The 13,553-nt window shown below is 73.2% G+C and carries 11 protein-coding genes; 5 read left to right on the top strand and 6 right to left on the bottom strand.

What is annotated here, in order from left to right; all coding sequences use genetic code 11:
- Positions 1 to 24: 24 nt before the first annotated feature.
- On the bottom strand, positions 25 to 1,158 hold the full coding sequence (locus V6U82_RS04560) for a CAP domain-containing protein (RefSeq protein ID WP_334459356.1): 1,134 nt from the start codon (positions 1,156 to 1,158) through the stop codon (positions 25 to 27).
- Between the two features lie 372 nt (positions 1,159 to 1,530).
- Between V6U82_RS04560 and V6U82_RS04555 the strand changes: the two genes are divergently transcribed.
- From V6U82_RS04555 to V6U82_RS04545, 3 genes are all read left to right on the top strand, one after another.
- Positions 1,531 to 1,725 (top strand): hypothetical protein, encoded by a 195-nt coding sequence (locus V6U82_RS04555; RefSeq protein WP_013284566.1) that lies wholly within the window; start codon positions 1,531 to 1,533, stop codon positions 1,723 to 1,725.
- A gap of 315 nt (positions 1,726 to 2,040) precedes the next feature.
- Positions 2,041 to 5,640, top strand: a complete 3,600-nt coding sequence (gene smc, locus V6U82_RS04550; protein ID WP_334459355.1) for a chromosome segregation protein SMC — start codon at positions 2,041 to 2,043, stop codon at positions 5,638 to 5,640.
- Positions 5,637 to 6,254, top strand: a complete 618-nt coding sequence (locus tag V6U82_RS04545) for an HAD family hydrolase (RefSeq protein WP_128137369.1) — start codon at positions 5,637 to 5,639, stop codon at positions 6,252 to 6,254. Before smc ends, V6U82_RS04545 begins: the two co-directional genes overlap by 4 nt.
- Positions 6,255 to 6,260: 6 nt before the next feature.
- Here the strand turns inward: V6U82_RS04545 and V6U82_RS04540 are convergent, their stop codons facing one another.
- From V6U82_RS04540 to V6U82_RS04520, 5 genes are all read right to left on the bottom strand, one after another.
- Complete coding sequence (locus V6U82_RS04540) at positions 6,261 to 6,791, bottom strand: DinB family protein (RefSeq protein WP_128137368.1); 531 nt, start codon at positions 6,789 to 6,791, stop codon at positions 6,261 to 6,263.
- A 52-nt stretch (positions 6,792 to 6,843) separates the two neighbouring features.
- On the bottom strand, positions 6,844 to 7,332 hold the full coding sequence (locus V6U82_RS04535) for a universal stress protein (protein ID WP_128137367.1): 489 nt from the start codon (positions 7,330 to 7,332) through the stop codon (positions 6,844 to 6,846).
- 2 nt (positions 7,333 to 7,334) lie between these two features.
- Positions 7,335 to 8,924 carry an MDR family MFS transporter gene (locus V6U82_RS04530; protein WP_334459352.1) on the bottom strand — a complete coding sequence of 530 codons (1,590 nt, stop codon included), beginning with the start codon at positions 8,922 to 8,924 and terminating at the stop codon, positions 7,335 to 7,337.
- Positions 8,925 to 9,033: 109 nt separating this feature from the next.
- The gene (locus tag V6U82_RS04525) at positions 9,034 to 9,459 is read right to left on the bottom strand and encodes a MarR family winged helix-turn-helix transcriptional regulator (protein WP_120571185.1); all 426 of its coding nucleotides are present in this window, start codon (positions 9,457 to 9,459) and stop codon (positions 9,034 to 9,036) included.
- A 13-nt stretch (positions 9,460 to 9,472) separates the two neighbouring features.
- A complete protein-coding gene (locus V6U82_RS04520) occupies positions 9,473 to 11,185 on the bottom strand; it encodes an alkaline phosphatase D family protein (RefSeq protein WP_128137365.1) in 1,713 nt (570 codons plus the stop codon).
- A 148-nt stretch (positions 11,186 to 11,333) separates the two neighbouring features.
- On the opposite strand from V6U82_RS04520, the gene ftsY reads away from it, so the two are divergent.
- Both ftsY and V6U82_RS04510 read left to right on the top strand, forming a co-directional pair.
- The gene (gene ftsY / locus V6U82_RS04515; RefSeq protein WP_334459350.1) at positions 11,334 to 12,524 is read left to right on the top strand and encodes a signal recognition particle-docking protein FtsY; all 1,191 of its coding nucleotides are present in this window, start codon (positions 11,334 to 11,336) and stop codon (positions 12,522 to 12,524) included.
- Between the two features lie 8 nt (positions 12,525 to 12,532).
- Positions 12,533 to 13,396: a phosphotransferase gene (locus V6U82_RS04510; protein WP_174361701.1), complete on the top strand. Its 864-nt coding sequence runs from the start codon at positions 12,533 to 12,535 to the stop codon at positions 13,394 to 13,396.
- Positions 13,397 to 13,553: the final 157 nt, after the last annotated feature.

Raw genomic sequence — 13,553 nt, 5'->3', positions numbered from 1 at the left:
CGCCGGGCCGGTCACGACGCGCGCTCAGCTCGGGGTGGCGAAGACCTGCGTCCAGTACGGCCCGTTGCTGCGCGCCACACCCACCCCGATCTGGGTGTACGAGCAGTTGAGGATGTTCTTCCGGTGGCCTTCGGAGTTCATCCAGCCCTCCATGACCGCCGCCGGGGTCTGGTAGTTCCAGGCCACGTTCTCGCCCACCATGCGGTAGCTGTAGCCGGCGGCCTTGACCCGGTCCCAGGGCTGGCTGCCGTCGCTGCCCGTGTGGTCCATCTTCTGGTGGTCGGCCTGGTCCTGGCTGTGCCGCTGGGCGGCCAGGTTCAGCTTGGCGTTGACGGTGAGCGCCTTGCAGCCGGCCTTCGCCCGCTCCTGGTTGACGATCGTGACGACCTTCTGGAGTTCGGCGCTGAGCCCGGTCGTGGCGGTGGCCTTGGTGCTCGTGGAGCCGCCGCTCGACGTACCGCCGCTCGGTGCGCTGGTGCGCTCCTGCTGCCGCGACGGGGCGGTGCTGCGGCTCGGCTTCGGGGTGGCCTTCTTCGTCGGGCTCGGCGCGGCGGTGGTCGGTACGGCCGACGGGCTCGCCGACTCGGGGGCGAGCGCGTCGGCGGGCGCCTCCTCCGACCCCTCGGGTGCCTGCGGCGCGGCGGCCACCGGCGCGTCGGCGGACGTGCGCTTCGTACCCTGGTCGTCGCCGGGCAGCAGGACGGCACCCACGCCGAGGCTCACCACGAGCGTCGCCGCGGCGGCGGCCCCGCCGATCACGAGCGGCCGGGACAGGCGCCGCTTCGGGCGCCGCCGGTCGTCGGCCGGGCTGCCGGTCGCCGGCTGCCAGGTCGCGGCGGGCTGCTCCCAGCCGCCGGCCGGCTGCTCATGCCCCTGCCAGGCGGTGGGCTGCTCCTGGCCCTGGCCGTGCCACGCGGCGGTCGGCTGCTCCTCGCCGTTCCACCGGTCCCGGTGCGGCGGGGGCGCGCTCTCCGGGCGGTAGCCCCCGGCGGCCGGCGGGGCGCCGTAACCGGCCGGCGGCTGCTGCGCTCCGTCCCCGAACAGGTACGACGACCGCGGCTCGGGCCGGTCGCTGAGCCACGCCGGACCCTCGTCGGTCGGCGGCTCGGGACGCCGGCGGGCGCCCTCCGGTTCGATCGGGTCGTTCCAGCGGTACACGCCTGTCCCCTCCACGGGTCGGTTGCGGGCCCGGGTGACGCTACGGGCGCGTTCCAAGCTGCGGCAACGTGGCTAAGAAAGAGTTAAGGCGAAGCCGGCGGCAAGGATGAGTCGTTCACACATTTCCGGCGTACAGTAAAGGCGTCCGGACAGAGCGTGTCCGCGCCTTGTGGCAGCCCCCCGGCGAGTGGACCGGCCGACGTGGAGATGATCTACGGCCTTGGTCAACTTGACGAAGGAGGGGGTTTCGGCTCAATATGTAGGTGTCGCCAGTCGCGCCCAGCCATGCCCCGATGCAGTGGGAATGGCAGCCGCGAACATCATGGGCGCGCGTTGGCCGGCCTTTCCGGCAGCGCACATCAAGGAGTCAGCATGGCGAAGGCCCTCTACGGCCACGTAAGTGCAGCGCCCGACCGGCGTCTGCTCGACGAGGTCACCCGACTGCGTGCCAGGGTTCAGGCACTGGAGTTCGAGATCACGCGTCTGCGCGCCGACAACGATCGGCTTGCGGCGGCAGCGGCGGAGGCGGATGACCTCCTCCGTCTGGCCGAGCCCGCACTGACCTGATCTCCAGTTGCCGGAAAACTGAATCGCACCACACCGAAAAGCGCGCCGACACTCAAGTGCCGGCGCGCAGCCATGTGCGTACCCCTTTTCGCCGCCGCCGCCGCAATTCTCGATCTTGCGGAACCGCCCGGAATTGCGCCCGGTAATTGTGATCATGCATTTCCGTTCCCTCCGCGGCCGCCGGGCCGAAAGCGGACAGCCGGTCCGGCGGGTGGGTCGCGTGGCGGCGGCGCCCCGGTCCCGGGTTAGTCTGCGGGTTCACCAGGTCCGCGCAGCCGGCGACGGTACGGCGGCCACCGGACGAGGATCGAGAAGGTGCATCTCAAGAGCCTGACGGTGAAGGGCTTCAAATCCTTCGCCTCCGCCACGACGTTGAAGCTGGAGCCCGGGATCACCTGCGTGGTGGGCCCGAACGGCTCCGGCAAGTCCAACGTCGTCGACGCCATCGCCTGGGTGCTCGGCGAGCAGGGCGCCAAGGCGCTGCGTGGCGGCAAGATGGAGGACGTCATCTTCGCCGGCACCGCCGGGCGGGCGCCGCTGGGCCGGGCCGAGGTCACCCTCACCATCGACAACACCGACGGCGCGCTGCCGATCGAGTACACCGAGGTCTCCATCACCCGCCGGATGTTCCGCTCCGGCGAGAGCGAGTACGAGATCAACGGCGACTCCTGCCGCCTGCTCGACATCCAGGAGCTGCTGTCCGACTCGGGCATCGGCCGCGAGATGCACATCATCGTCGGGCAGGGCCGGCTCGACGGCATGCTGCACGCCAAGCCGGAGGACCGGCGGGCGTTCATCGAGGAGGCGGCGGGCGTCCTCAAGCACCGCAAGCGCAAGGAGAAGGCGCTGCGGAAGCTCGACGCGATGCAGACCAACCTCAACCGCCTGACCGACCTCACCGCGGAGCTGCGCCGCCAGCTCAAGCCGCTGGGCCGGCAGGCCGAGGTGGCCCGCCGCGCCGCCGGGATCCAGGCCAACCTGCGCGACGCCCGGCTGCGGCTGCTCGCCGACGACCTGCACACGCTGCGGACCACACTGGACAAGGAGATCGCCGACGAGACCGCGCTGCGCGAGCGGCGCGAGCTGATCGAGGCCGAGCACGGTGAGGTGCAGGGCCGCCTCGGCGAGCTGGAGGCGGCGCTGGCCGAGGACGCGCCGCTGCTCGCGGCGGCGCAGGACACCTGGTACCGCCTCTCCGCGCTCCAGGAGCGGTTCCGCTCGATCGAGCAGCTGGCCCGGGAGCGGCTGCGTCACCTCAGCGCCGCCGGCGACGACGAGCGCCCCGGCCGCGACCCGGAGCAGCTGGAGGCGGAGTCGCGGCGCGTACGCGAGCAGGAGGAGGAACTGCGCGCCGCGCTCACCGAGGACCAGATCCGGCTGGCCGAGGCGGTCGAGCACCGCCAGGAACTGGAACGGCAGCTCGCCGCCGCCGAACGGGAGCTGGTCGCCGCCGCCAAGGCCATCGCCGACCGGCGGGAAGGGCTGGCCCGCCTGACCGGCCAGGTCAACTCCGCCCGGGCGCGGACCACGAGCGCCGGCGAGGAGATCGAACGGCTCGCCGCCGCGCACACCGACGCGATGAGCCGGGCCGAGAAGGCGCAGGCCGACCTGGACGCGGTCGCCGAGCAGTCGACCGAGGCGGACCGGGACAACGCCGACCTGGACGCCCGGCACGACGAGGCGGTGGCCGTGCACGAGCGGGCGCAGGCCGCGGTGCGCAGCCTGGCCGACGGTGAGCGCGCCGCCGAGAAGGACGCCGCCACCTGGAAGGCCCGCGAGGAGGCGCTCGCCATGGGCCTGCGCCGCAAGGACGGCGCCGGGGAGCTGCTCGCCCGCGCCGACCAGGTGCCGGGGCTGCTCGGCAGCCTCGCCGGGCTGCTCACCGTCGCACCCGGTGACGAGGCGGCGCTGGCCGCCGCGCTGGGCGGCCTGGCCGACGCGGTGGCGGTCAGTGGCGTGGACGAGGCAGTCGAGGCGATGCGGCTGCTGAAGATCTCCGACGCCGGCCGGGCCGGGCTGCTCGTCGGCAGCCCCGCCGGGCCGGGCATGGACGGCTCCGCCGACGCGCTGCGCCCGAAGCTGCCCGAGGGCGCCCGCTGGGCCCCCGACCTGGTGGAGTGCTCGGCCGCGATCCGCCCCGCCGTGCACCGGGCGCTGCGCGACGTGGCGCTCGTCGACGACCTGGCCGCCGCGTCCGCGCTCGTCGCCGCGAACCCGGAGCTGCGCGCGGTCACCCCCGACGGCGACGTGGTCGGTGCGTACGCGGCGGCCGGCGGGTCGGCCAAGGCGCCGAGCTTCATCGAGGTGCAGGCCGCCGTCGAGGAGGCGCGGGCCAACCGGGCCACCGCCGAACGCACCGCCGCCGAGCTGCGCGAACAGCTGGCCGAGGCGCGCGCCGAGGTGGCCGCCGCCAAGGAGGCGGTGCAGCACGCCGCCGCCGCCAAGCGGGAGGCGGAGAGCCACCGCAACGCGGCCGCGCGCCGCCTCGCCGAACTGGGCGCCGCCGCCCGCTCGGCGAAGGCGGAGACCGACCGGCTCGGCGAGTCCCGGGCCCGCGCCGAGGCGGCCCGGGAACGGGACCTGGCCGCGCTCGCCGAGCTGGAGGAACGGCTCCGGCTGGCCGAGGCCACCCCGATCGACGCCGAGCCGTCCACCGAGGAGCGGGACCAGCTCGCCGCCATGGTGCCGCAGGCACGGCAGAACGAGATGGAGGTCCGGCTCGCGGTGCGTACCGCCGAGGAGCGGGTGGCCTCGATCGCCGGGCGGGCCGACTCGCTGGCCCGGCAGGCCACCGCCGAACGGGCGGCGCGGGAGCGCGCCGCGGCCCGGCGCGCGGCCCGCACGCGCGGCGCCCAGATCGCCCGGGCCGTGGTCGGCGGCGCCCGCGAGGCGCTCACCCGGCTCACCGTCTCGATCGCCCGGGCCGAGGAGCACCGCGACGCCGTCGCCCGCGAGCGCGCCGCCCGCGAGGCCGAGCTGTCCGAGGTACGCGGCGCGGCCAAGCGCCTCGCCGCCGAGCTGGAACGGCTCACCAGCCAGGTGCACCGCGACGAGGTGGCGCGCGCCGAGCAGCGGATGCGCATCGAGCAGCTGGAGGCCAAGGCCGCCGAGGACTTCGGGCTGGACGTGGCCACGCTCGTCGCCGAGTACGGCCCGGACCGGCTGGTCCCGCCCACCGACGCGGACGTGGCGCTCGCCGAGAAGGACGGCCGGCCGGTGCCGGAGCCGGTCCGCTACGAGCGGCCGGTGCAGGAGAAGCGGGCCGCCAAGGCGGAACGGGAACTGGCCCTGCTGGGCAAGGTGAACCCGCTCGCGCTGGAGGAGTTCGCGGCGCTGGAGGAGCGCTACAAGTTCCTCTCCGAGCAGCTGGAGGACCTCAAGGCCACCCGCCGGGACCTGCTCACAGTGGTCAAGGACGTGGACGACCGGATCCTTGAGGTCTTCGCCAGCGCGTTCGAAGACACCGCCCGGGAGTTCGAGCAGGTCTTCACCGTGTTGTTCCCCGGCGGCGAGGGCCGGCTGGTGCTCACCGATCCGGAGGACCTGCTCACCACCGGTGTCGAGGTCGAGGCCCGCCCGCCGGGTAAGAAGATCAAGCGGCTCTCGCTGCTCTCCGGCGGGGAGCGGTCGCTGACCGCGGTGGCGATGCTCGTGGCGATCTTCCGCGCCCGGCCCAGCCCGTTCTACATCATGGACGAGGTGGAGGCGGCGCTCGACGACGTGAACCTGGGCCGCCTGATCACGCTGCTGGCACAGTTGCGGGAGAAGAGCCAGCTCATCGTGATCACGCACCAGAAGCGGACCATGGAGATCGCCGACGCGCTCTACGGAGTGACCATGCGCGCCGGTGTGACCCAGGTGATCAGCCAGCGGCTCAACCGGGCCGACGACGAGGAACAGGTGACGAGCGAGTGAGTCGGGAACGCGCCACGGCGCTCCTGGTGGACTTCGACGGCGTGCTGCGCCGCTGGGATCCGGCGGTGGCCGCCGGTGTCGAGCGGGAGTACGGGCTGACCGAGGGGGTCCTCGGTGAGATCGCGATGTCCTGGGGACTGCTCCAGCCGGTGCTGACCGGCCAGGTCAGCCACGCCCAGTGGATGATGAGCGTGGCCGACGCGCTGACCCCCGCCGTCGGCGCGGATCGGGCCCGGGCGGCGGTCCAGGAGTGGCAGAGCTACCGCGGTGAGGTCGACCCCGAGGTGCTGGCGTTCGTCCGCGAGGTGCGGGCCGCGGGCGTACGGGTCGGGCTGGGCACGAACGCGACCGACCTGCTCGACGCCGACCTGGCCGCGCTGGGCCTGACCGAGGAGCTGGACGTGATCGTCAACTCCTCGGTCGTCGGGGTGCACAAGCCGGCGAAGGAGTACTTCCAGGCCGCCTGCGAGGCATTGGAGACGCCGCCGGGGCGGGTGCTGTTCGTCGACGACGAGGACCGCGCGGTGGCCGGCGCCCGGGTGGCGGGCCTGTCCGCGCACCGCTGGAGCGGACCGGCCGACCTGCGGTACCTGCGGGCGGCGCTGGCGTACTGATCCGGGTCAGGTCCCGGTCACGCCGTCGACGCGTTCCCGGATCAGGTCCGCGTGGCCGTTGTGCCGGGCGTACTCCTCGATCACGTGCACGTACACCCAGCGGAGGCTGATGTCGCCGGTGCTGCCGTCGGGCAGGCGGTGCCGGAACGTGTGGTCCAGCGGCAGGTCGGCCACGGCCCGGTCGGCCGCCTCGATCTCGGCCCGCAGCGTGGCGAACGCCTCGGCCGGGTCGGCGTCGGCGATGTCGTTGAGGTCGGCGTCCGGGTCGGTGCTGTAGTCGTAGAGGTCCGGCAGGTCCAGGCCGGCGGCGCGGTGGCGGAACCACCACCGTTCGACGTCGGCCAGGTGCCGGACCAGGCCGAGCAGGGTCAGCCCGGAGGGCTCCACGCTCGGTGTGCGCAGTTGCTCGGCGGTCAGCCCGGCGCACTTGTGTTGCAGGGTGTCACGGTGGAGGTCGAGCCAGCCTTGCAGCATGGTGCGCTCGTCGGCGACGTAGGGCTCGTGGCGGCGGTCGATCTCAGGTGCGGTCCAGGTCATCCGAGGGATGCTAGGTGAGCGCCGGGCACGCCGCGAAGCGTTAATCGCCGGCCTACGGCACCACGACGACCGGCCAGCGGCCGCTGCGGACCAGCCGGGTGGCGACCGAGCCGACCAGCTTGTGCCCGGCCTGCTCGGAGGAGCCGACCACCACCATGTCGGCCCGGTGCTCGTCGGCGGCCCGGCACAGCTCGGTGTAGGCGTCGCCGCGCCGGCACAGGAACGTCACCGGCAGGTCCAGCTCCTCGGCCCCGCGCCGGCACTCGGCTCGCAGTTCGTCGGCCAGCTCGTCGTGGGTCTGCTGGACCGCGCCGGCCACCACACCGGAGAGCATCGCGCTGTACGAGGCCGGCGAGCTGACGAACACCGCCACCAGCGTGGCGCCCTGCCGCCGGGCCAGTCCGGCGGCGTACGAGGCGGCGCGCATCGAGGTGCGGCTGCCGTCCACGCCGACGAGCACCACCCGTGGCCCGTCCGTACCCCGTTCGTAGGGCAGCGGACGGGTCCGCGGGCCGTACCGCTCACGTTCCGTGGCGTCCATCGTCAGTCCCCCGCTCCGGCCGGGATCGCCTCGGCCGTCTCCCGCCCGGCGGGGACCGGCTCGGCGTTGGAGCGGCGCAGCGGCACCTCCCGGATGAGGACCACAGCGACGAGGGCGAGCAGCCCGAACGGTGCGGCGGCCAGGAAGATGTCACCGGCGGCGTGCCCGTACGCGGCCTCGACCACGGTGCGGATCGGGCCGGGCAGCGTGTGCACGTCCGGCAGGCCGCCGCCACCCGACCCGGAGGCCGGGATGCCGAGGCGGCTCAGGCCGTCGGCCGTGTAGCCGGTGACCCGGTGCCCGAGCACCGCGCCGAGCGCGCTCACGCCGATCGCGCCGCCGAGGCTGCGGAAGAACGCGACCACCGAGCTGGCCGCGCCGAGTTCGTCCGGGCGGACCGTGTTCTGCACGGCCAGCACCAGGTTCTGCATGGACATGCCGACGCCGAGGCCGATCAGCGCCATGAAGACGGCGAGGTGCCAGTACGGCGTGTCCGCGCGCATCGTGCCCATCAGCGCGAAGCCGGCGGTGAGCAGCACCGAGCCGATGACCAGCCAGCTCTTCCAGCGGCCGGTGGCGGTGATGATCCGGCCGACCACCGTGGAGGCGACCAGCAGACCGCCGATCATCGGGAGCGTCATCAGGCCGGACATGGTCGGGCTGGCGCCGCGGCTGATCTGGAAGTACTGCCCGAGGAACACCGAGGCGCCGAACATGCCGACGCCGACCGCGATGCTGGCGACGACGGCGAGCGTGATGGTGCGGTTGCGGAACAGCCGCGGCGGGATCATCGGGTCGGCGGCACGCTTCTCGACGCGGACGGCGAGCGCGCCGAGCAGCGCGGCGCCGGTCACCATGGCGCCGCTGGTCCAGGAGATCCAGTCGTACTTGTCGCCGGCCAGGGTGATCCAGACCAGCAGCAGCGAGACGGCGGCGGTGATGAGCGTGGCGCCCCACCAGTCGATGGTCACGTCGCGCTTGACCACCGGCAGCCGCAGCGTGCGCTGGAGCACGATCAGGGCGAGCACGGCGAACGGCACGCCGACGTAGAAGCACCAGCGCCAGCCGAGCCAAGCGGTGTCCACGATCACGCCGCCGATGAGCGGGCCGCCGATGGTGCCGACGGCCATCACCGCGCCGAGGTAGCCGCTGTACCGGCCGCGCTCGCGCGGCGCGATCATCGTCGCCATGATCACCTGGGCGAGGGCGGTGAGGCCGCCCGCGCCGACGCCCTGCACCACCCGGCAGGCGATCAGTTCACCGGTGGTCTGCGCCTGCCCGGCGAGTACCGAGCCCAGCACGAAGACCGCCAGGGAGAGCTGGACCAGCAGCTTCTTGCTGAACAGGTCGGAGAGCTTGCCCCAGATGGGTGTGGTCGCGGTGGTCGCCAGCAGCGTCGAGGTGACCACCCAGGTGTACGCGGACTGGCCGCCGCGCAGGTCGGTGATGATCCGCGGCAGCGCGTTGGAGACGACCGTGGAGGAGAGGATCGCGACGAACATGCCCAGCAGCAGGCCGGAGAGCGCCTCCAGGATCTGCCGGTGGGACATGTCGACGGCGGTCGCCCGTGCGGGCGCAGTCGCCTGGGTCATCGTGGGTTGCCTCCGGAGCGGGGAGAAAGGTTGCCTCGGGCAACCGCGGGGGGTGGTTGCCTAAAGCAACAACCTCACCCGGGCGGGCTTTGTTCCAGGTGGGGCCGGGTCAGAACGACTCGTTGAAGCGGTGCATCAGCCGGGCCAGGTCCGCGACGTCCTCTTGCGGCCAGCTTTCGAGCGAACGCCTTATCTGTCCGAGTCGGGCCGCCCGGGCCGCGTCGAACCGCCGGGTGCCCTCCTCGGTGAGGCTGAGCTGGGCCGCCCGCCGGTCCGTCGGGTCCGGGTCGCGGCGGACCAGGCCCAGCGCCTCCAGTCCGCCGATCTGGCGGCTGAGCGTGCCCTTGCCGATGCCCAGCTTCGCGGCCAGGTCGGTGAGCCGGATCGAGCCCGAGCGGCGCAGCCAGAGCAGCAGGCCGTACGCGTTGGGCTCCAGGTTCGGGTGGACCTCGCGGGCGATCTCCCAGGACAGCGCCCGGCCCCTGCGCAGCAACGCGGTCAACTCGTGCTCCACGGCGCGCAGCGTCTCGTCCACGCTCAGAGGGTACTCAGTCCCCGTCGCTGAGTTGCTGTTGCGCCACCGGTCGCAGCTCGCCCTCGCTGGTCGTCCCCTCGATCACCACGGCGGCCCTGCGGCCCTGGTGGGTGAGCGTGGCCACCGCGTTGCCGAAATAGGGCCCGGCCAGCTTCCGCCAGCGCACCGGCGGGCGGCGTACCCCGGCCGAACGCGCCAGCGCCCGGGTCGCACCGGCCGGGCCGGGATTCCAGCCCAGCGTCATCAGCGGGCGCATGGCGGCCGGCACCTGGTTGTGGATCGGCGAACAGGTGAGCTGGTACACGGGCGTGCGGACGTCGCGGTCGGCGAACCGGGCCCGGGCCACGTACGAGTGGTGCACGTCGCCGGAGAGCACGCTGATCGACGCCGGTCGCGCGTACGCCGGCCCGGCGCCCACCCGCGCCCCGGTGCGCGGCGCGGTGCCGCTGCCCAGCCGCGCGAACAGCTCGCCCAGCGCCTCGAACGAGCGCCGGAACGCCGCCCAGTGCTCCAGGTCCAGGGCCCGGCGGATCTGCTCGGAGAGCCGGGCCACCCAGGGACGGCCCGAGTCGGCCAGGCGCTCGTTCCACGCCTCGACGTGGTGGATGCCCGGCGGCAGCAGCCACGGCAGCGAGCTGCCCACCACCAGATGGTCGTAGGTGCCGTGCGCCTGGTCGAGGAACCACGACCACTCGCCCGGCGGCAGCATCGCCCGGTTGCCCGGCTGGAGCACCCGGCTGGACCGGTTGTCCAGCATGACCAGGCGGGTGCGGCCCAGGTCCAGCGCGTAGCTCCACTGGTACTGCACGGCCCGCCAGCGCTCGGTGTCGTGCGCCAGGTCGGCCTCCTTGTCGACCCGCTCGCCGAACTCGTGCAGCACGCTCGTGGCGTCCTCGGCGGCCATCACCTTCGCGTACACCGGGTCGGCGGCGATCTCGTCCGGGCTCAGGTTGCCCAGGTGCTGGTAGACCCAGTAGGAGGCGAGGCCGCTGCGGATCCGCTCGGCCCACCACGGCTGCTCGCGCATGTCCGCGCGCCACGACTGCGAGGTGTTCCAGTCGTCGATCACCTCGTGGTCGTCGAAGATCATCACGCTCGGCACGGTGGAGAACAGCCAGCGGATCTCCGGGTCGCGCCACGACTCCAGGTAGAGCTTGGTGTACTCGTCGAAGCTGACCACCTGCGTCGCCGGGGCGTCCTTCGGCCGCCGCCGGCGCCGCTTGAGCAGCCGCCGCACCGTCGGGGAGGTCTCGTCCGCGTACACCTGGTCGCCGAGCAGCACCAGCAGGTCGGGCAGCGCGGCCTCGCCGGGCGCGGCCATCACCCGCCGGGCGTACGCGTCGAGCGCGTCCGGCGGCAGCTTGCGCGCGGTGGAGTGCTGGGTGGTCTCCCGGCAGGAGCCGAACAGCAGCCGCACCGGCTGGTCCGCGTCGTCGAGCGCGCGGGTCCGGATCACGCTGGGCGGGAACGACGAGTCGGGCAGCGGCCACGCCACCTCGTCGTCGATCAGCACCTCGTAGGTCGTGGCGCTGTCCGGGGTGAGCCCGGTCACCACGACGATGGCGTAGTGGTGGTCGTACGCGGAGAAGGTCGGTGCGCTGCCGGTGGCGCCGTCGGCCGTGCGCACGGTGACCACAGCGGGCGCGCTCGTCTCGACCCAGACGGTCGCCCGCGTGTCGACGACCCGGCGCAGCAACGGGCCGATGAGCAGGCGGGAACCGGGCACGACATGCACCTCCGACAAGATCGTTTCGGCTGTTCCCTACCCGGCCGGCGGTTGCGGTACGCCTTCCGGTGCGAGCGTACCCGCAGGTTGTTCGCGTGCCGAGGCGGTGAGTGGGACGCCGTCGCCGGCATCTGACAGGATTTCGGGCATGACGGAATACCTCCTCGTCGCTCTCGCCCTGCTCGGCGTGCTGATCATCGGCGGCCTGAGCCTCGTGGTGCCCCGGCTGCGCCGGCGCCCGCAGCCGCCGCTGCCGCGCACGGAGGTCGACACCCGGACGGAGGAGGACCTGGCCGGCCCGCCGGTCGAGGCTCCGGAGGCGGAACTCACCACCGGCGTGGTGGTCGAGGCGCCGCCGGCCCCTCCGGTCGAGGTGCCGCAGGTCGAGGTGCCGGAGCCCACCGCCGGTCGGCTGGTCCGGCTGCGCTCACGGCTGTCCCGCTCGCAGAACGTCTTCGGCAAGGGCCTGCTCGGCCTGCTCAGCCGCGACCGGCTGGACGAGGACACCTGGGAGGAGATCGAGGACAGCCTGATCACCGCCGACGTCGGCATCGACGCCACCCGGGACATCGTCGACCGGCTGCGCGAGCGGACCCGGGTGCTCGGCACCCGTACCGGGGACGAGCTGCGGGCGCTGCTCGCCGCCGAGCTGGTCAACGCGCTCGACCCGGGTCTGGACCGCGCGCTGCGCACCGCGCCGAAGGAGGGCGTCCCGGCGGTGGTGCTCGTGGTCGGCGTCAACGGCGCCGGCAAGACCACCACCTGCGGCAAGATCGCCCGGGTGCTGGTCGCGGACGGCCGCAGCGTGCTGCTCGGCGCGGCCGACACGTTCCGGGCCGCCGCCGCCGACCAGCTGGAGACCTGGGGCGGCCGGGTGGGCGCCGAGACGGTCCGCGGACCCGAGGCCGCCGACCCGGCGAGCGTCGCGTTCGACGCGGTCAAGCGCGGCATCGACACCGGCGTGGACACCGTGCTCATCGACACCGCCGGCCGGCTGCAGAACAAGGTCGGCCTGATGGACGAGCTGGGCAAGGTCAAGCGGGTGGTGGAGAAGCACGGCCCGATCGACGAGACGCTGCTGATCCTCGACGCCACCACCGGCCAGAACGGGCTGGAGCAGGCGCGGGTCTTCACCGAGGCGGTGAACGTCACCGGCGTGGTGCTGACCAAGCTCGACGGGACGGCCAAGGGCGGCATCGTGATCGCCGTGCAGCGCAAGCTCGGCATCCCGGTCAAGCTCGTCGGCCTCGGCGAGGGCAAGGACGACCTGGCCCCGTTCGACCCGGCACAGTTCGTCGACGCGTTGCTCGGCACCGAGCCGCTCGCCCGGGACGCGTAGCCTCTCCCGTGACGACTGACGATCGCGCCTACGCGGGGTGGCGCGACCCCAGCCACCCGTCGCCACGCCTCGGGAGACCGTACGTGACTTCGCAGGAGATCCCGCTGCACGGCGGGAACGTCAGCACAGTGGTCCGTGTGGGAGACACGGTCCGGCGCAACGCCGGGCCGTGGACGCCCTCCGTGCACGCGCTGCTGCGCCACCTGGAGTACGTCGGATTCACCGGCGCGCCCCGGGCGCTCGGCATGGACGAGCGCAACCGGGAGGTCCTGTCGTACCTGGAGGGGGAGTGCGGGGAGTACCCGCTGGCCCCGCACTGGGTCACCGACGAGGCCCTGGTGACGGTGGCCACCATGCTGCGGATGTTCCACGACGCGCAGTACGGCTTCACCCCGCCGCCCGGCGCGGTCTGGCGCTCGTTCGGGCCGCCCCCGCCGGACACCGAGGTCATCTGCCACCACGACGCGGCACCGCACAACGTGATCTGGCGGCCGGACGGCACGCTCGGGCTGATCGACTTCGACCTCGCGTCGCCCGGCGCCCGCATCTACGACGTGGCGTACGCGGCCTGGACCTGGGTGCCGATCTTCTCCGACCGGGACTCGATCACGCTCGGCTGGAAGCACCCGGACCGGCCGCGCCGGCTGCGACTGTTCGCCGACGCGTACGGGCTGATCCCGCGCGATCGGCACCGGCTCATCCGGACCATCCGCAAGCGCATCGTCGACCACGTCGAGGGCATCCGGCGGATGGCCGCCGCCGGTGAGCCGGCGTTCGTCCGGATCGTCCACAAGGGCCACCTGCGTCGCCCTATGCGCGACCTGCGGCTGCTCGACTACGAGCGGCACCAGCTGGAGTACGCGCTCCGCTGACCAAGATCGGCGTTCTTCACACGCCGGAAACAACCCGTCACGCGTCGGAAATCGCGCGGTGTCGCTGAAGGAAACAGCCGGCGACAAAGCTTCCGCGCAACCGGCTGACGGGCGATGCTGCCAGGTCTCAGTCGGAGGGAGGAATACGACAACGAGA

This window comes from Micromonospora sp. CPCC 205554, assembly GCF_036902745.1.
Taxonomy (GTDB): domain Bacteria; phylum Actinomycetota; class Actinomycetes; order Mycobacteriales; family Micromonosporaceae; genus Micromonospora; species Micromonospora tulbaghiae.
Note: the sequence above shows the minus strand (reverse complement) of the source record. Positions and strands in the feature narration are given on the sequence as shown.

Coding starts and splice junctions, on each gene's coding strand:
- V6U82_RS04555 (WP_013284566.1), top strand. CDS start 1,531: ATGGCGAAGGCCCTCTACGGCCACGTAAGTGCAGCGCCCGACCGGCGT.
- V6U82_RS04540 (WP_128137368.1), bottom strand. CDS start 6,791: ATGACCTGGACCGCACCTGAGATCGACCGCCGCCACGAGCCCTACGTC.
- V6U82_RS04535 (WP_128137367.1), bottom strand. CDS start 7,332: ATGGACGCCACGGAACGTGAGCGGTACGGCCCGCGGACCCGTCCGCTG.
- V6U82_RS04530 (WP_334459352.1), bottom strand. CDS start 8,924: ATGACCCAGGCGACTGCGCCCGCACGGGCGACCGCCGTCGACATGTCC.
- ftsY (WP_334459350.1), top strand. CDS start 11,334: ATGACGGAATACCTCCTCGTCGCTCTCGCCCTGCTCGGCGTGCTGATC.